Source organism: Metabacillus sp. Hm71 (assembly GCF_051842955.2).
Classification (GTDB): domain Bacteria; phylum Bacillota; class Bacilli; order Bacillales; family Bacillaceae; genus Metabacillus.
The window spans coordinates 5,896,406-5,913,394 of record NZ_CM200278.1; the positions used below are offsets into that span (position 1 = coordinate 5,896,406).

The following is a 16,989-nucleotide window of genomic DNA, read 5'->3' on the forward strand; positions in this document are numbered from 1 at the left end:
TCCTCCCTATTTCTTGCTTTCTACGGAACTATCTTAACATGTGTTTTTTGTAATATTTGAGGAAGGATTTTACAAGATGGTTTATCGGCCTTTGAACATTATTAGCGGAATTTATTTATTTAATAGAATTGATCGGAGGTTTCATAGAGTGAGGATGCGTTATTCATTGATCTAAGGGATCCCATTTACTGGATTTCAAACCAGTTTTTTATTAGTATTTTCCTATTGACGTCTTTTGAAAACCCTTTTAGTTATTACAGATATAACGGCAGGATTACAAATTTTAAGATTATTTCTTCCATTTTCCTTTACTAGTAATGAAAAAGAGAAGTGCTGCAAACACACTTCTCTTTTGGTATATAAGATCGCTTATCCCTTTTTTTGAACCCAGCCTAAAATCATTTCGCGAATAATCTTGCTTGCTGTATTCGCTGTTTGTTCAGAATGATCATATATTGGGGCAACTTCAACTAAATCAGACCCTACTACACGCACATCTGATTTTGCAATTTCATGGATTGCTGCTAACAGCTCTTTTGACGTAATGCCGCCTGCATCCACTGTGCCTGTGCCTGGCGCATGGGCAGGATCAAGAACATCAATATCAATCGTCACGTAAACAGGACGGCCGGCAAGCTTTGGCAGCACTTCTTTTAATGGCTCAAGCACCTCAAATTTAGAGATGTGCATGCCCACTTCTTTTGCCCATCTAAACTCTTCCTTCATCCCGGAACGAATGCCAAATGAGTATACATTCGTCGGTCCAATATGATCAGCAATTTTTTTAATCGGTGTTGAATGGGAAAGCGGCTCTCCTTCATATTCATCACGCAAATCTGTATGGGCATCCATATGGATAATAGCTAAGTCCGGGTATTTTTTGTACATCGCCTTCATCACCGGCCATGAAACTAAATGCTCACCGCCCATACCTAATGGGTATTTGCCATCCGCCAGCAATTGGTCAATATACTCTTCAATCATCTCGATGCTTCGCTGCGGATTGCCAAATGGGAGCGGAATATCACCCGCATCGTAATATTTCACTTCTTCCAGTTCGCGGTCTAAATATGGACTATATTCCTCAAGGCCGATTGAAACCTCGCGAATGCGCGCTGGGCCAAAGCGTGAGCCCGGTCTGTAGCTGACGGTCCAGTCCATCGGCATACCGTAAATAACGGCTTCGCTTTCCTCATAATTCGGGTGGCTTTTGATAAATACATTACCTGAATAAGCTTCATCAAATCTCATGTTCTTTTTCCTCCTTAAAAAAGTGAGAGAACGATTCCCTCACTTTACTAAGTTTTATTGTCAAGCTACAGCGCCTAGCCCCGAAGCACAGGACGTGCAAGTGCAGTCAAGAGATAAGGCCGTCGCGTTTTTGACTGCCTCTAGGATCTAGCCAATTTAGAACTGTAGGCAAAAAGCGCCTTCTATTCTAAATCGTCTTATTTGCCCTAGGCGCTTCCGCTTTTGTTCTTATTTAATTAAGTCACTTACAAACTTCGGTAAGACGAAGCAAGCTTTGTGCAATTCTTTTGTGTAATATTTTGTTTCAATTTCGTGGAAGCGGTCTTCGCTTACTTCAAGCGGATCATATTTTTTTGAACCGATCGTAAATGTCCATAAACCGCTTGGATATGTTGGAATGTTCGCTGTGTAAAGGCGTGTAATCGGGAAGATTTCCTTTACATCACGTTGAACATTTGTAATCAATTCTGGTGTAAACCAAGGATTATCCGTTTGCGCAACGAAAATACCGTCTTCTTTAAGTGCTTTTGAAATTCCTGCATAGAAGCCTTTCGTAAATAGGTTTACAGCTGGTCCAACTGGTTCTGTCGAATCAACCATGATGACATCATACTCGTTTTCGCTTTCTGCAATATGCATGAAGCCGTCCCCTACTTTTACATCAACACGCGGATCATCAAGCTTTCCAGCAATTTCAGGCAGGAATTTTTTTGAATACTCGATTACCTTGCCATCAATATCAACAAGCGTTGCTTTTTTAACCTGAGGGTGCTTAAGAACTTCACGGATGACGCCGCCGTCCCCGCCGCCGACAACAAGCACATTTTCTGGATTAGGGTGTGTAAACAAAGGAACATGTGCCACCATTTCGTGATAAACAAATTCGTCCTTTTGAGATGTCATAACCATACCATCAAGGAAAAGCATATTGCCGAATTCTTCTGTCTCAACCATTTCTAAGTATTGAAAATCAGTTTGTTCTGTATGTAACGTCTGTTTAATTTTTAATGTGATTCCAAAATTCTTTGTTTGCTTTTCTGTATACCATAATTCACTCATGTTTTTACCATCCTTTCAGCCTTAAGCTCTACTATATTTTAACCGGGAGTTGTTCAGAACATCCGGAAAACTTTTCATTATTCCTTTTAAAACTATAGATGAATCTAGCAAAAAATCAAGAAAAAAATCATGACTTTTTCGCAAAATGTTTAAAAAACTAATAAAAAACTAATAATGGCTAATAGTATCTATGTCTGGAAAGAACAAAAGCGCAAGCGCCTTGGTCATCGCCGTACAAACTGGAGGAGCATCGACTGAGATAAAGGAAACACGGTAAGCGAAGCGAACCGATGTTGACTTATCGTAGGGAGATGATCTGAAGTTTGATAGGCGATAGGCGCTGGCAGTCAAAAACGCGACGTCCTGTCGCACTGACTGCACTTGCACATCCTGTGCTTCGGAGCTGGATGTCAAAGCCTTATCCACAGTTCAAGAATTTTATAATTTCCTAAGAAAAGAAAAACCGATTGGAGGTGAGCTAAGATGGATGTGATCACACCTAAACGAATTAGAATTACATTAAAAACCATCCGTGCACTTATTTTTATTAGTTTGCTATTATTAGTCTTTTTTTCGACGATCATTTTAAGTATTGTCTTATATGCAAAATGGCAAGGTCCTCCTTCCTTAACAGTGCCACAATCAACAATTATTTATGCAAGTGACGGGTCAAAAATCGGGGAAATGCATAATGGACAGAAGCGGTATTGGGTGAATCTAGATGATATTTCCGAACATGTCCTGCAAGCAACTATTGCGATTGAGGACCGCAGCTTTTATGATCATAACGGGTTTGATTATAAACGGATTGCTGGGGCTGCCCTGGCAGATTTAAGAGCAATGGCAAAGGTTCAGGGAGCTAGTACGATTACCCAGCAATATGCCCGAAATCTGTTTTTAGAGCATGAAAAAACATGGATAAGAAAAGCACGGGAAGCCTTTTATACAATACGTCTTGAACAAAATTACAGTAAGGACGCGATTTTAGAAGGTTATTTAAATACGATTTATTACGGTCATGGTGTATACGGAATTGAAGCAGCAGCAAAATATTATTTTGGAAAAAACTCCAGTGAATTATCTTTAGCAGAGGCCGCTATGCTGGCAGGCATTCCAAAGGGTCCGAGCGTTTATTCTCCCTATGCAAACCAAGAAAGAGCGAAGGAACGCCAAACGATGATCTTGGAAACGATGGAAAAAGAAGGGTATATCACAGAAAAGCAGCTGAATCAAGCCTTACAGGAAAAACTAACTTATAAGACAAAAGAAGAAAATGTTCAAAAAGGAATCGCCCCGTATTTTCAAGATGCTGTCATGAGCTCATTGGCAGATCAATTAAATATCGATGCACAAATCATTGAAACAAAAGGATTGAAAATTTATACAACCTTAGATCCTGAAATGCAAAAAATTGCTGATGATCTTGTGAAAAATTCGATCGAAAAGAAATCAGAGATTCAAGCTGCTTTTATCGCGATTGAACCAAAAACGGGTTATGTAAAAGCATTGATAGGTGGACGCGATTACGAACAAAGTCCGTTCAACCGTGCAACACAGGCAAAAAGGCAGCCAGGCTCAACAATTAAGCCGTTATTATATTATACGGCGGTCGAAAATGGGTTTACACCATCTACAGAAATGATGAGTGAGCCAACGACATTTTCTTATGATGACGGCAATGCTACCTATAAGCCAAGCAACTATAATGGGTATTATGCGAATGACTTTATTACAATGCTTCAGGCCATTGCATTATCTGACAATATTTTCGCCGTAAAAACTCATCTTTTCCTTGGGATGGAGAAGCTAATCCAGTCAGGGGATTTGTTTGGCCTTACTTCTAAAATGAAAAAGGTTCCGTCAGCAGCATTAGGAACATCCTCTGTACGTTTAGTTGAGATGGTAAATGCGTATGGCATGCTTGGAAATGGCGGAAAAAAAATTGAACCTACCTTTATCACAAAGGTGGAAGATGCAAATGGTGAAGTCATTTATAAAGCCGATAAAACAAAAGAACAGGTTCTAAATGAGCAGGCTGCTTTTGTAACCACCCATATGATGAAAGGGATGTTTGACACAGCTTTAAATGATTATACATCTGTCACAGGACAAAGCATTGCAGATATTTTAACTAGAGACTATGCGGGTAAGTCCGGGACGACGTCAACAGATAGCTGGATGATTGGTTACTCTCCGCAGCTTGCAGCAGGAGTGTGGACGGGTTATGACAAGGACGAGACAATCGATCTTGTTCAAGAGCGCAGCTACGCAAAAACCATATGGGCAAAATTCATGGAACAAGCGTTGGAAGATGAATCGGTCAGAGCATTCCGTCCGCCTGATGGCGTTGTTGGCGTCTATATAAACCCTGCCAGCGGCAAGCTTGCTACAAAAGATTGTCCTGTTCGAAGATTAACCTATTATATTGAAGGCACAGAGCCTACAGAATATTGCCAAGAGCATCAAACAATAAACAAGGAAGAAAAGAAGCAAGATCATAAAAAAGAAAAGAACAGTTGGTTTGATCGGATGTTTAAATGGTGGTAATAAAAAAGCGCAAGCGCCTTGCTCAGCCTAGGGCAAATAAGACGCTCATAAATAGAAGGCGTTCTTTGCCTTCAATTCATGAGTGGTTTATGACCTCGAGGAGCTAGGCGCTGGAGCTAGACGCAAATACTAAGTACAAAAAGTTATACTTTCTTAAACTTTGAAAAGACATAAAAAACCCCGAACTGCTTAAGGTTCGGGATTTTTTATGTCCTAGTTTTATAACTGTATTTTTAGTCTACTAATTTTAATGAAGAACCACAAGAATTTACCAATTTGTTCACGAAACTGTCACACTTTTGACAAAATTCCTATGCGTTTAAATCATCTTTTAATTTTTGCTCAGAAAGATCCCACATTTTATGATCATGTTTCTTTAAGAAGCTAGCAAGGATTTCCTTTGAACGGTCATCCATATGATCAACAATAATATGACGTTTTAACGATTTATCCATCCGGTTCACATGTTCAGGAAGTGATTTGTATCCTCTTCTTATTTCACGGTTAACCGTCAATTCGCAAGCAGTGACCCCTGCATAATACGGTCCATCTAACTTGCGGTCGATCGTCACCCAGACTAGCCAATAAGGCTTTCCATTAGGGACATCCTCTTTATTCGGCAGGAATTTTATCCCCTTTTCAACAACACTTCTAGCATGCATGGCCCCGATATCAACAAAGGCCTCACCTTCTTCAATATCAATAAACACAGGGGAGACATTATCAAGACTTAATGCCCCGACACCAAACCCGCCATGGCCGTCTGTTGGATCATTTTTAATGATATTAAAACCAATACTTTTTTTCTTTTTGTTCTCTTCCATTAAGATACCTCCTTCATCATCTCTTCCTATAATATTGGACTTAACAGAAAGTGAAACATATTCATCACAGCTGTTCGGCCAACATCAAAAATCGGCTGAATGATATATGCATCAAGTGGTGTAATGACAAGTATTAAAAAAATAATGATGCCATAGCTCTCATACTGAGTCATCTTTGCGCGAATATTTGACGGTGCAAGGTCTTCAATGATTCGATAACCATCCAATGGCGGAAATGGAAGCAGATTAAAAATAAACAGCATCACATTTAGTGAAACGAATATATTGAAAAAATCCTGCAGCCCTTCCACATATTGATTAGGTAGTGCTGTTATTGCATCTGTTGCCAAAAGTATGTACCAAATACTTGTTCCAAGGAAAGCAATCACCAAATTGCTTAGCGGACCTGCAACCGAGACAAGAACACCTGCCAGGCGCGGCTTCTTAAAGAAATAGCGATTCACAGGAACAGGTCTCGCCCAGCCAAAGCCTGCAATAAAGATGAGCAGCGTTCCAAACGGATCTAAATGGGCTATTGGATTAAGCGTTAATCTGCCCTGTCTCTCTGCCGTTGGGTCACCAAATTTATAAGCTACATAGGCATGAGCATATTCATGGAACGTGAAAGCGATCATGAGGGTAATGACAACATATGGAATCATTTCAAGCGGAAATGCCAGGAAACTATTTATACTACTTAAATTGTCCATCTCTCTCTCCTTTAGACTTAAAAGTTCAACATTCAAAAATGAGTCCTGCCAGCCTAACATGTTATACAAACCAACTTGCTTAAAGTATACTATAATTAAGGGCTTATTCGCATTCATTTGCTTGTCATTAAGCATAATAAAGCAGTCGGGGGTTGACAGTCCTTCAAAATGGGACAAAGCCCTTTCATACATAATTAGTAAAGGAGAGAGAAACAATGCCATATGTAACAGTAAAAATGCTTGAAGGTAGAACAGATGACCAAAAAAGAGCTTTAGTTGAAAAAGTAACAGCTGCTGTTTCGGAAACAACCGGTGCCCCTGCAGAAAAAATCGCGGTTTTTATTGAAGAAATGAAAAAGGAAAATTACGCAATCGCTGGGAAGAGACTAAGCGATTAAGAAAAGCGCAAGACCCTAGAGGGGCTAGGCGCTGGAGCTAGATACCAAAACTAAGTAAAAATGTATACTTTATCTTTCAATAAAAAAGCAGAAGCGCCTTGTGTCTGAAACTTATTAAACATTAAGCAAACAAAGCTCGCCCCTTATTGTTCGGCGAGCTCTTCTTTTACTAACCCTCTTATTTTATCGATATAGCGATACGCCTCAAGAACTTCTTCTTCCGTATACCGCTGCTTGCTCTTTAAGGTAAAGACCTTTTCTTTTACCTCTTCCTGCCCTAATCCCTCAAAGTAAAGAACTGTGGAAACAAGCTCTAAAAACCGTGAGCTTTGTTCATTTAGGTCGAGAATACAGCCCTTTAGCGGCGGCATGTCCAAATCATAATGACCTAAAAATTCACTGCCTGTTTCGGTTAATGAATAGCGATATTGAAAATATCCGCCCTTTTTTTCATGAATTTCATTAATAAACCCGAGATTGCAAAGCTCTTCAATCCGAAGTGTCAGCTCCTCTGAGTACGGACCGTAAAAGTGGAAATTATATTTTTCATAGAAAGGAAGATCAATCTTTTTCGCAATATAAATCATCTTTTGCAGCTTTTTCCGACCAATGATTTCCCCAGCTGACGAAATAACCTTCATCAGCTTTGCATGTTCCTTCATCAATGCCCCGTCATCTCCTAACTTTCTTTTTCTCTAATCATCTTTGTTAAAGTTTTAAAAGCTCAAGAATTTTCTTTTTTACCGTTCGCTTCGTAGAAAAATCTTCAACTAAATCCAGCGGAAAATATAACTTATGATCAGTTCTTCTTTTTCCTGAAATGGCATCAACAATTTCCGATTGCCTTGAGAGTTCCTTAATATCTCCGTTCGACATAAGCAGATGGATCGGTAATCGTTCTTCCTCTTCACCTGGGCGATAGAAATCATAAGGAAGATCTGAAGAAGAATCCACGACTAAATAATATTCAGGATCAATCCCCGCCTTCTTAAATAAGGCTGTCAGCTCAATCAATGTCATCATCTGGACATTTGGATTAAATTCAACATATTTAAACAGCTTGCGATTCATAAACCGACTGCAAAGGTCACTTAATATCGGATCCTGCTCCTCCTGCCATGCCTGAAAATAATACAAAATAACAGATTCATCTAATTTCAAATAGTCTTCTAATGTGAGTTCGTCTTCAAACATGGAATAAAAATGAATAGGATTATGCTTAAAGGTGTAATATTCCTTATGTAGCTGTTTTGCTCTGTGGAGAATTTTCGTCAAAATCACTTCAGCGCTTCTTGTAACAGGGTGAAAATAAACCTGCCAATACATTTGATAGCGGCTCATAATATAATCTTCAACCGCATGCATGCCGCTGCTTTTTATAACTACCTGATCCTCACGAGGACGCATCACGCGCAAAATCCGTTCCATGTCAAAATGTCCATAGCTTACTCCAGTATAATAAGCATCCCGCTGCAGGTAATCCATGCGATCTGCATCAATCTGGCTGGATATTAAACTAACAACCTGCTTATTCTCATACGTTTTTGCAATAACTTCGGTAACCTTTTTAGGAAAATCAGCCCCATTTTGTTTTAATACAGCGTTAACCTCGGTATCTCCTAAAATAATCGCTTGGGTGAAATCCTCATGATCAAGATGGAACACCTTTTCAAATGAATGGGAAAACGGACCATGCCCAAGGTCATGCAGCAAAGCCGCACAAAGACATAATAGTCTTTCATCATCATTCCACTCTGGACGTCCCTTAAACACATCATCAACAATCCGGCGCACAATTTCGTACACACCTAATGAATGATTAAATCGGCTATGCTCGGCACCATGAAAGGTTAAGTAGGTCGTTCCCAGCTGCCGAATTCTTCTCAGCCGCTGAAATTCCTTCGTTCCAATTAGATCCCAAATCAGTTTATCGCGAACATGTATATAGCGATGAACAGGATCTTTAAAAACCTTTTCCTCAGACAACTTTCCGTTTTTCATTGTCTTCCCTCTTCCGTTCAGACTTGTCTATTTCAAAAGTTAAGTAAGTAGAATAAGTCATGCTTTTCTCTATGTTGTCTTCTATTATATCGATTTCAAGACGACATTTACAGCCAAAATCTCCTGACTTTTTCCAATAAAAAATCACCGCTGTTTAAGTGAACAAGGGTGATGTTATTTTTTTAATTTCTTTTCAATTTTTTCAATGAGCTCATCTTCGGTTAATGCTGAAACTGGACGATTATTGACAAATGCAAATGATTTTTTTCTTCCTGGACCACAGTAAGATTGGCAGGCAATATCAATCACAGCTTCTGAATCTATTTTTTTTAAACGCGGCACTAGCGTTTTTATATTTGTTGCTTGGCAGTCGTCACAAATTCTAAATTCATTTGCCATCTTCATTTACAACCCTTTCTGCTATCCGATCTTCCGTTTACACTAAAAGGTATTTTACCGCTTATCCAACCTCAATGCAAGTACAAGAACAACTAGGTGCCATTTTACAGCATTGGTTTGTTTTTCCTTACTAGTAGAATCTAAAAATTCCATAAAAAGTCTACTATCCTCTTAAGAAAATTGTATAAAATACCGCAAAATTGTCCATCATAATTAACAATCAACTAGTTATATTATCTATTTACACAGGGAGTTGGAAAAAATGAAACAAAGACAAGATGCTTGGTCTGAAGAGAATGATTTATTACTAGCAGAAACTGTTTTAAGACATGTGCGCGAGGGCAGCACACAATTAAATGCCTTTGAAGAGGTGGGCGATAAGTTAAACCGTACCTCTGCAGCATGTGGATTCCGTTGGAATGCTGTTGTCCGCCATGATTATGAGAAAGCCTTACAGCTTGCTAAAAAGCAACGTAAGCAACGTATGAGAGCTCTTGGCAAAGGCCAGCCAGTGAAGAAACAGCTTCTTTATTCTCCTGATGTTCCTTCTATTGATGCGGATGAACAAGAAGAGCTTACGATGATGTCAGCTTTAGAGAGTCATATGGCAGAGGTTATGCCTGCTGATGAAGATGTAAAAGCAAACTTACCTAAATCAGCACCTAAACCAACTGTAAATCAACCAGCTGGATCATCAAACAAAATCACAATGGATCAAGTCATTGCTTTCTTACATTCTTACAAATCAAATAATGAGTATTCAGAAGCTCTTATGAGTGAGAATAAACGATTAAAGCGTGAAAATGAAGAGCTCATTTCGCAAAACGAAGAATTGAAGAAAAAGGTTGAGAGACTTGAGCAGGATACAGTTACGGTCCAAGAAGACTATGAAACATTAATGAAAATCATGAACCGCGCAAGAAAACTAGTATTATTCGATGAAGATGACCGCTCAACAGCAACAACTTTTAAAATGGACCGCAATGGGAATTTAGAGAAGTTGGCTGAATAAAAGATAACCCTTACAAAGACGCGAGAAAGTTCTCGCGTCTTTTTTGTACACCAGAAATTGTTAGATTTTATGGATGATAGTACAAAAAACTAAGGCATTCGCCATTAGGACTTGACGTTAAGCCAAGTTTTTCTAAAATTTAATGCCCTAAAAATTAGAGGTATGATAATAATAAAAAAATTAATGATACTGGAACTTCTTCACCACTAAAAACGTAATAAAAACTGTATCATAATGTAAGGGGTAAGACAACCATCATAGCATTTAACTGCCCAATAGTTGGAAAAAATAAAAGAAAAAAGGTTGGTATGACGTTGGAAACGAGAGAATGGCTACAAACTGAGCTGCAGTCTATTGAGAAATGGGAGCAGGATCAAAAAGGACTTTGGTTTTGGGAAAGACTTGGACGACTTCCTTTTAAGCTTTTAGATAAAGTTACACCTGCTTTTATCCAAAAGAAAATCGGTACCTTGCTAGATGAGCTGGGGGCTTTCGTGCAAACAGGAGGACAATACTTAACACAGGAAAAGGTCATTTTAGCGAAGCTGGAAAAACATGCGAAGCGTGAAGACATTGCGTTATCCGATGTTTCTACCCTGCCGTTAGCGGCGATGGATGAGGTAAGCGAGGAATTAAAGACAAACCGAAGCCAGCTGGCCACCATTCAAGGGGCTACAACAGGGGTAGGCGGCATTTTCACATTGGCCGTTGATATTCCCGTTCTGCTCGGACTATCGTTAAAAACACTTCAGGAAATCGCGATCGCATATGGCTATGACCCGAAAGACCGTAATGAGCGAATTTTCATTGTAAAATGCCTTCAGTTTTCCTCGGCTGACGTTGTGGGGAAACAAGCCATTTTAAATGAATTATCTACCTTTTATCATCGCGATCACATGACAAAGAATGAAATGATTTCCCAGCTCCAAGGCTGGCGTGAGGTTGTTTATACGTACCGTGATCAATTCGGCTGGAAAAAGCTTCTGCAAATGGTGCCGATCGCAGGGATGGTCTTTGGTGCGATCACCAATCGATTGATGATTCATGATCTGGCAGAGACCGGCATGATGCTTTATCGGAAAAGGAGAATTCTTGATAGATTGGAGACAGCTGAAAAATACAGTTCCGAGCTTTGAGCTATGTCAAAAACCGGTATCCCCACTTAAGGGCCACCGGTTTTTTGCAACTTTATAAGTCAATATCTTTATAAAGTCCTTCGTGCACTTTTATATTCACAATTACCTACTAATCGAAGTGTATCTCTGTCGCTTTTTTGCTCGATTCATAAATCCCTGCCAAGATTTTCATCATTTCCATACCATCTTGAACAGGGCTGATTGTTTCCGTCTCTTTTTTGATGCATGATACAAAATGATCAATTTCATTTTGGAATCCTTTATGAAAGTCAAATGATAATGAATCAATTTGTGGAGTACAATTAATAATCGTATTATGTTTTTCCGTAACAATTTGAAGATTAGGTTCAATTTCTGCTCCGCCTTTATCTCCAAACACGCTAACTGCGATCGAATCCTCCTTAGCATGGAGAGTGAAACTTACATCGACCATTAAAGATGCACCATTTTCAAATCTGATGATGGCATTGGCTAAGTCTTCAACCGTATTCTTGTCAGGATCATAATCCGCTGCTTTGTAGAAGGATTTGTTTTTAATATTTGAGCGGTTGCCTAATTTGTTGTATGTGTTTCCGCTGATTGATTTGACTTTCGGTTTCCCCATTAAATACCAGCACAGGTCTATTACGTGAACACCAAGATCAATTAAGGGTCCCCCGCCTGATCTTTCCTTATCAGCAAACCATCCTCCCGGATTTCCTAATGCCCTGATGCAGGATGCCTTTGCATAGTAAATTTCACCGAGATCTCCTGAATCAATGAAATTCTTTAGTACTTGTGTATTTGTCCCGAAACGGCGAACGAACCCTACTTGAAGCACTTTTCCGCCATTCTCCTTAACGGCTCTTTCTATTGCGTATGCTTCTTCAACAGTTTTACATAATGGCTTCTCAACTAAAACGTGCTTCCCTGCACGTAAGGCAGCAATTGAAATTTCCGCATGCGAGTTATTCCATGTACATATGCTGACCGCATCAACCTCTGAATCTGCTAGTAAATCCTGATAACTTTTATAATATTTTTTGGCACCATATTTCTCTGCTTTTTCTTGTGCTCTTTGTTCATTCCTATCACAAACAGAATAGATTTCAACATCATGATTATTTTTATAGGATTCAAAATGCATTTCAGAAATAGAACCTGCGCCAATTACACCGACTTTTATTTTCTCCATATTTGTTAACTCCTTTTAAACTTCTTCCAAAATTATTCCGTTTTGCCCTCCATGTATCAAAATCTCTGACTAAGTTAACCTAAATACATGAGCAATTGGAGTATTTTCTTCCTTTGCCGTCATTCTTGGCATACTTACAAATAGTCCCTCTTCTGTTTGGCTAAATTCAAGATTTTCTTCACCATCAAGCATATCGATCCGAAAAACCTTTTCAGTATATGGAATGTAAATCGTTTCATCTTTATAACGTTGATCTTCGCTTTGATACAATCGGAAACAGTATGCCGTTTCACCTTTTCTTGTAAAAGCGAAACCTTCTTTGAAATAAGGTGCACAAATGCGTGTACCATAGACGGCTTCACCGTAAACCTTCAACCAAGCTCCAAGCTCTTTCATTCTTTTAATGGCTCCTTCAGGTAAGCGACCATCAGGTTGTGGTGCCACATTTAAAGCAAGATTCCCACCTTTAGATACAATTTCGATCAACGTATGAACAATTTCTCGAGTAGACTTATACGTATCCTCATATCTGAAGGAAAAAGAGGTTCCCATTGTGATACAGCTTTCCCATGGCACATTCATCGGAGTGTCTGGAATCGTTTGTTCAGGAGTTATATAGTTTTCAAACTCTCCCCCTATCGTACGGTCAGCCGTTAGTAACCAGGGCTGTATTTCACGTGCTCTTTTTACCACTTCTCCGAGGCGGATGTCCTGTTTTCCTTTCCCAACCCATCCTGCATCTAACCACAATACATCAATTGGACCATATTTGGACATTAGCTCCATTATTTGATTATGGGTAAAGTTCACGAACTTATCCCACAACCATGGGTATTCATCTGGATCATATGACGGACCGCGCCACATCTCCCTGCCCCGGGCCATGCCGGGTGCCCAATAGTAAGGTGTATGCCAATCTGCCTTAGAAAAATATGCTGCAATACCCAAGCCCTTTTTGCGAAAAGCATTAAAAACATGTTTGCATATATCAGCATACTTATGACTATGAAAAGGACATTCTGATGAAGTAATACGATAATCCGTCTCTTTCGTATCCCACATACTAAAGCCATCATGATGCTTCGTCGTGAAAATCAAATATTTAAAACCGCCTTCTTCGGCTAAGTCAGCCCAAACTTCTGGTTGAAATCGAACAGGGTTAAAGGTTTTATTTAAATTGAAATATTGCCGCTTAAATTCTTCGCCATCTTCCTCCCAGTCAATACCTGTACGGGACCAATCACTGTCTTTATCACTTAGAGCCCATGATTCTACAACACCAAGCTGAGAATATGGCCCCCAGTGCATCATCAAGGCTAATTTTTGGTCTTTAAACCATTCCAAACGTTCTAATAACACCGGGTCTTCCGGTTTAACCCATTTCTCTTCCGCACTGTAATTATGGACACCATGATTTACATCCTGGTCTTTCGTTTCTGCCGTCATACTCCCATCCCCATTCAAATTTATTTTCTATGATTATCTCAAGATTTAGGAATTAAGCTTCCTCCCAGAAACGTCTTAGATTATCCATTCCAATTTTGCATGCTTCTCTGCATTCTTCCATTCCTTCAAATTCTAATGTTACATATCCGTCATAACCGGAATCTTTAATCAGTTTTACTATTTCTCTTATTTCAATATCACCTTGTCCAACAATTGCCCCTCTTAGAAAGTTCCCGTTAGACGTTTTAAACCATTTTCCTGCACCGGGATCGTTATAGTAAGGGCGGAAGTAAAAGTCCTTAAAATGAACAAGTGATGCATATGGGAGGTTCTTCTTCACACCTACAATCGGATTTTCATCGACACACATGAAATTGCCTACATCCAATGTCGTTTTAAAGTTAGGTCTGTTCACTGCATGCAGTACGCGCTGGACACGATCACTATGCTGGACAGCTACCCCATGATTTTCAATCGTCGTTGTTATTCCAAATTCTGCTGCATAGTCGGCGATGCGGCGGCTTCCTTCAATAATTTGCGGCAGGCTGTTTTCAAAGTATTCGATTGTCATTTTCTCAGGCGGCAGCGTAAATGCCGTCACATCATGACGCATATGTTTGATGCCCATGCGGACTAAAAGATCTACATGTTCCTTTAGCCGTACAACCTCTGCTTCAAATTCCTCCTCCGAATCCTGGACAAAATTAGCCGGCATTGAATAGTTTGATAACTCAATACCAACTTCTTTTGCTTTTTCTCGTACTTGATCGGCAAGCTCCAAATTATCAACTAACGTAAATCCATAAGGGACGATTTCCATATGCTCACCGCCATTGTCGGCAATCCACTCGATAACATCTAAAATATCCATTTCTCCCGCGTTTATGGCATCTAGCAAACTATACGTACTTAAACCTACTTTCATCACATAACACCTCTTAATTAATAATTTTTTAAATTCTACTATTTAACTTTTCCGTAATGGCAGACAATGTTCGATATAGCTCTTCAAGCTCTTCTAATTTTTCATCACATTCTTTAGGAGCAGGCGTCATATTTATAAATCTTTCAAAAGATTCTTTGTCCCAGCCGTTCCATGATGTTACAACCATACCTGGCAGCTTATCTTCTAATCCTAGTTCTTGTGCCTGACGTTTGCTTTCGTTTAAAAAATCAACAGCAGCAGCTGTTTTGAACCAACAAGCTGGAATGACCGTAAAGCCCTTCTCTATAAAATTCGCAATTGAAGGGTATGCAGCTAATTTTTCATAATGCCAATCCATTATCACAATATCTTTAGGAATAAGATCAATTGCTTTATGTGTACCAAACATATCCCCTTCCCATTGGTCATAGCCCAGCTTTTCACTGTCGTTTAAACGATCTCCCCACATAAACATTTCAACGCCGCGCTTCTTTACTAAATGACTGTGCAAATCATTGACGGCCTTGGCAAATAATTCTGCTCTATCCTTTCCTTTGCAGCGAGGGCAGTTATCATCTGCTATTTCATATACTTCATCCATGCCAACATGAAATGCATCAGCACAAAAAGCGTCGATAAGTTCATCCATTAGCTCAAAAACAAGTTGATTAACTTCTGGATGTTGCGGGCACCAGCTTCTGCAGAAAATATCCGGCCACTCTGCATCCAATGGCACATACGGTGTTTCATCAAATTCAGGATGCGCTTTCAAAATTGAATTCGGTGCACCGCCCCATCCTTGATGACCAAGACATTGGAATAATGGAATAAGTCGTATCCCGTTATTTTTGCATACTGCTGCTATTTCTCTTGCGTCCTGCTTTGTTAATGTTCCGCCAGTGACTTCTGGATGTGATTCAAATACAAAAGATGTATTACTTTCCAACACTAAATGGTTTATTCCTTTTGGAGCCAATACCTTCTCAATAAATTCCTTAAACGGTTCAACCAAGTCATGTGACCCGAATCTTAAATGAAACGCCCGCACAGGCTCTGTTATCTTCACTGTTTGTACACTCCCCATCAAACTTCCACTAATTTAAATACAGCTTCTTTATTCCCTACAAGCTTGTTGTTGTCGTTATAGATTTCTTTATTAGACAATTGATAAAGCCTTTGAATCGTATCCTTGTTTTTATACTCGATTTGTTCAAGAATACTTGCGACGATTAATGGCCATTGTTCCTCTGTTCCATCCATAACTTTTAATGAAAAGCCTAATTTCTCCTCTTTTAACCCAAAGCAATAAACCCCTTGTGCTCCGCCTTTTGCAACGATATTGTCATCCATTAGCAAAGTTGTACAAATCGCATTCGTTCCGGAAATCATATCTGGATGTTCATTCATCATGCTTGTTATTTTGATCACTGCATCTTGAATGGATTGGTCAGAAATAAGCTCTGGTTTTGCAAATCGCAGGTATGCAGCTGCAATAAATTTAAGTGGCAGTGCATAGACTGGAACACCACACCCATCCACTCCAGTCCTAATTTGATCAGTACTGCACCCGGAAATAATTGAAAGGACACGAAGGATTTCCTGCTGTACTGGGTGTTGTAATTCGAAATATCCTGCTGCACTTACACCTAGCACTTTTGCGAGGGCAATCATTCCCAGGTGTTTTCCAGAACAATTATGATATAGTTTTCTTTTCGGTCGATTGTTTAGTAAGAGTTCATCCTTTGCATTTGGGTTTAGCGGATATGTCGGGTGGCATAACAATTCTTCTTCTGCCGCCCCGATTTTAGCCAGTAATTTCTCCAGCTCTTCGATATGGAAAGCTTCACCTCGATGTGATGCAACGATCAGGGAGGTTTCCCGATTCGTCAGCTTAAAATGCTCCTGAATATGATGAGCAATTGCTGGAATCGCTTGTATTGGCTTTAATGCAGACCTCAAAAATGTCAAATGCTCTGAATTTCCAACCTTATATTTGATATGCCCTGATGCGTCAACTCCGCAAATATGGCCGGGGTGAATATTTTCAAGAAAACCATTTCGATAATCCTCAACAAGAACTTCAGCATTCATTTTTTTCACCTTCATT

16 protein-coding genes are annotated in these 16,989 nt (G+C 39.5%); 4 read left to right on the forward strand and 12 right to left on the reverse strand.

What is annotated here, in order from left to right; genetic code table 11:
* Positions 1-369 precede the first annotated feature (369 nt).
* Positions 370-1,251, reverse strand: coding sequence for an agmatinase (speB, locus tag ACSVDH_RS28730; RefSeq protein ID WP_299093391.1), 882 nt, complete (start codon positions 1,249-1,251; stop codon positions 370-372).
* Between the two features lie 228 nt (positions 1,252-1,479).
* Positions 1,480-2,310, reverse strand: coding sequence for a spermidine synthase (gene speE / locus ACSVDH_RS28735; protein WP_299093392.1), 831 nt, complete (start codon positions 2,308-2,310; stop codon positions 1,480-1,482).
* Between the two features lie 483 nt (positions 2,311-2,793).
* On the opposite strand from speE, the gene ACSVDH_RS28740 reads away from it, so the two are divergent.
* Complete coding sequence (locus ACSVDH_RS28740) at positions 2,794-4,857, forward strand: transglycosylase domain-containing protein (protein ID WP_439252535.1); 2,064 nt, start codon at positions 2,794-2,796, stop codon at positions 4,855-4,857.
* Positions 4,858-5,168: 311 nt separating this feature from the next.
* Here the strand turns inward: ACSVDH_RS28740 and ACSVDH_RS28745 are convergent, their stop codons facing one another.
* Both ACSVDH_RS28745 and ACSVDH_RS28750 read right to left on the reverse strand, forming a co-directional pair.
* The gene (locus ACSVDH_RS28745) at positions 5,169-5,681 is read right to left on the reverse strand and encodes a YwhD family protein (RefSeq protein WP_299093394.1); all 513 of its coding nucleotides are present in this window, start codon (positions 5,679-5,681) and stop codon (positions 5,169-5,171) included.
* Between the two features lie 26 nt (positions 5,682-5,707).
* Positions 5,708-6,373 (reverse strand): site-2 protease family protein, encoded by a 666-nt coding sequence (locus ACSVDH_RS28750; protein WP_439252566.1) that lies wholly within the window; start codon positions 6,371-6,373, stop codon positions 5,708-5,710.
* A 233-nt stretch (positions 6,374-6,606) separates the two neighbouring features.
* Between ACSVDH_RS28750 and thmT the strand changes: the two genes are divergently transcribed.
* Entirely contained in the window at positions 6,607-6,789 is a 183-nt protein-coding gene (thmT, locus tag ACSVDH_RS28755) for a 2-hydroxymuconate tautomerase (protein WP_299093397.1), read from the forward strand.
* Between the two features lie 143 nt (positions 6,790-6,932).
* Here thmT and ACSVDH_RS28760 read toward each other — a convergent pair whose 3' ends face one another.
* From ACSVDH_RS28760 to ACSVDH_RS28770, 3 genes are all read right to left on the reverse strand, one after another.
* Positions 6,933-7,454, reverse strand: coding sequence for a YwgA family protein (locus tag ACSVDH_RS28760; RefSeq protein WP_299094415.1), 522 nt, complete (start codon positions 7,452-7,454; stop codon positions 6,933-6,935).
* A 43-nt stretch (positions 7,455-7,497) separates the two neighbouring features.
* The gene (locus tag ACSVDH_RS28765) at positions 7,498-8,790 is read right to left on the reverse strand and encodes an HD domain-containing protein (RefSeq protein WP_439252533.1); all 1,293 of its coding nucleotides are present in this window, start codon (positions 8,788-8,790) and stop codon (positions 7,498-7,500) included.
* Between the two features lie 174 nt (positions 8,791-8,964).
* Entirely contained in the window at positions 8,965-9,189 is a 225-nt protein-coding gene (locus ACSVDH_RS28770) for a YuzB family protein (RefSeq protein ID WP_299094419.1), read from the reverse strand.
* 262 nt (positions 9,190-9,451) lie between these two features.
* Here ACSVDH_RS28770 and ACSVDH_RS28775 point away from each other — a divergent pair, with 262 nt between their 5' ends.
* A complete protein-coding gene (locus ACSVDH_RS28775) occupies positions 9,452-10,201 on the forward strand; it encodes an RsfA family transcriptional regulator (RefSeq protein ID WP_439252531.1) in 750 nt (249 codons plus the stop codon).
* Positions 10,202-10,509: 308 nt separating this feature from the next.
* Positions 10,510-11,337: an EcsC family protein gene (locus ACSVDH_RS28780; protein WP_439252530.1), complete on the forward strand. Its 828-nt coding sequence runs from the start codon at positions 10,510-10,512 to the stop codon at positions 11,335-11,337.
* A gap of 109 nt (positions 11,338-11,446) precedes the next feature.
* Here ACSVDH_RS28780 and ACSVDH_RS28785 read toward each other — a convergent pair whose 3' ends face one another.
* The 5 genes from ACSVDH_RS28785 to ACSVDH_RS28805 form a co-directional block, all read right to left on the reverse strand.
* On the reverse strand, positions 11,447-12,511 hold the full coding sequence (locus tag ACSVDH_RS28785; protein ID WP_439252528.1) for a Gfo/Idh/MocA family protein: 1,065 nt from the start codon (positions 12,509-12,511) through the stop codon (positions 11,447-11,449).
* Between the two features lie 69 nt (positions 12,512-12,580).
* Positions 12,581-13,957 carry an alpha-L-fucosidase gene (locus ACSVDH_RS28790; RefSeq protein WP_439252527.1) on the reverse strand — a complete coding sequence of 459 codons (1,377 nt, stop codon included), beginning with the start codon at positions 13,955-13,957 and terminating at the stop codon, positions 12,581-12,583.
* Positions 13,958-14,009: 52 nt separating this feature from the next.
* Positions 14,010-14,882 carry a sugar phosphate isomerase/epimerase family protein gene (locus ACSVDH_RS28795; protein ID WP_439252526.1) on the reverse strand — a complete coding sequence of 291 codons (873 nt, stop codon included), beginning with the start codon at positions 14,880-14,882 and terminating at the stop codon, positions 14,010-14,012.
* 28 nt (positions 14,883-14,910) lie between these two features.
* Positions 14,911-15,948: a family 20 glycosylhydrolase gene (locus ACSVDH_RS28800; RefSeq protein WP_439252525.1), complete on the reverse strand. Its 1,038-nt coding sequence runs from the start codon at positions 15,946-15,948 to the stop codon at positions 14,911-14,913.
* Positions 15,949-15,965: 17 nt separating this feature from the next.
* Complete coding sequence (locus tag ACSVDH_RS28805; protein ID WP_439252524.1) at positions 15,966-16,988, reverse strand: asparaginase; 1,023 nt, start codon at positions 16,986-16,988, stop codon at positions 15,966-15,968.
* Position 16,989 lies beyond the last annotated feature (1 nt).

Excerpts from the sequence above, each read along its gene's own strand:
- ACSVDH_RS28790 (WP_439252527.1), bottom strand. The coding sequence starts at position 13,957 with ATGACGGCAGAAACGAAAGACCAGGATGTAAATCATGGTGTCCATAAT.
- ACSVDH_RS28770 (WP_299094419.1), bottom strand. The coding sequence starts at position 9,189 with ATGGCAAATGAATTTAGAATTTGTGACGACTGCCAAGCAACAAATATA.
- ACSVDH_RS28775 (WP_439252531.1), top strand. The coding sequence starts at position 9,452 with ATGAAACAAAGACAAGATGCTTGGTCTGAAGAGAATGATTTATTACTA.
- ACSVDH_RS28740 (WP_439252535.1), top strand. The coding sequence starts at position 2,794 with ATGGATGTGATCACACCTAAACGAATTAGAATTACATTAAAAACCATC.
- ACSVDH_RS28795 (WP_439252526.1), bottom strand. The coding sequence starts at position 14,882 with ATGAAAGTAGGTTTAAGTACGTATAGTTTGCTAGATGCCATAAACGCG.
- speB (WP_299093391.1), bottom strand. The coding sequence starts at position 1,251 with ATGAGATTTGATGAAGCTTATTCAGGTAATGTATTTATCAAAAGCCAC.
- ACSVDH_RS28745 (WP_299093394.1), bottom strand. The coding sequence starts at position 5,681 with ATGGAAGAGAACAAAAAGAAAAAAAGTATTGGTTTTAATATCATTAAA.
- ACSVDH_RS28765 (WP_439252533.1), bottom strand. The coding sequence starts at position 8,790 with ATGAAAAACGGAAAGTTGTCTGAGGAAAAGGTTTTTAAAGATCCTGTT.
- ACSVDH_RS28805 (WP_439252524.1), bottom strand. The coding sequence starts at position 16,988 with ATGAAGGTGAAAAAAATGAATGCTGAAGTTCTTGTTGAGGATTATCGA.
- speE (WP_299093392.1), bottom strand. The coding sequence starts at position 2,310 with ATGAGTGAATTATGGTATACAGAAAAGCAAACAAAGAATTTTGGAATC.
- ACSVDH_RS28785 (WP_439252528.1), bottom strand. The coding sequence starts at position 12,511 with ATGGAGAAAATAAAAGTCGGTGTAATTGGCGCAGGTTCTATTTCTGAA.
- ACSVDH_RS28780 (WP_439252530.1), top strand. The coding sequence starts at position 10,510 with ATGACGTTGGAAACGAGAGAATGGCTACAAACTGAGCTGCAGTCTATT.
- thmT (WP_299093397.1), top strand. The coding sequence starts at position 6,607 with ATGCCATATGTAACAGTAAAAATGCTTGAAGGTAGAACAGATGACCAA.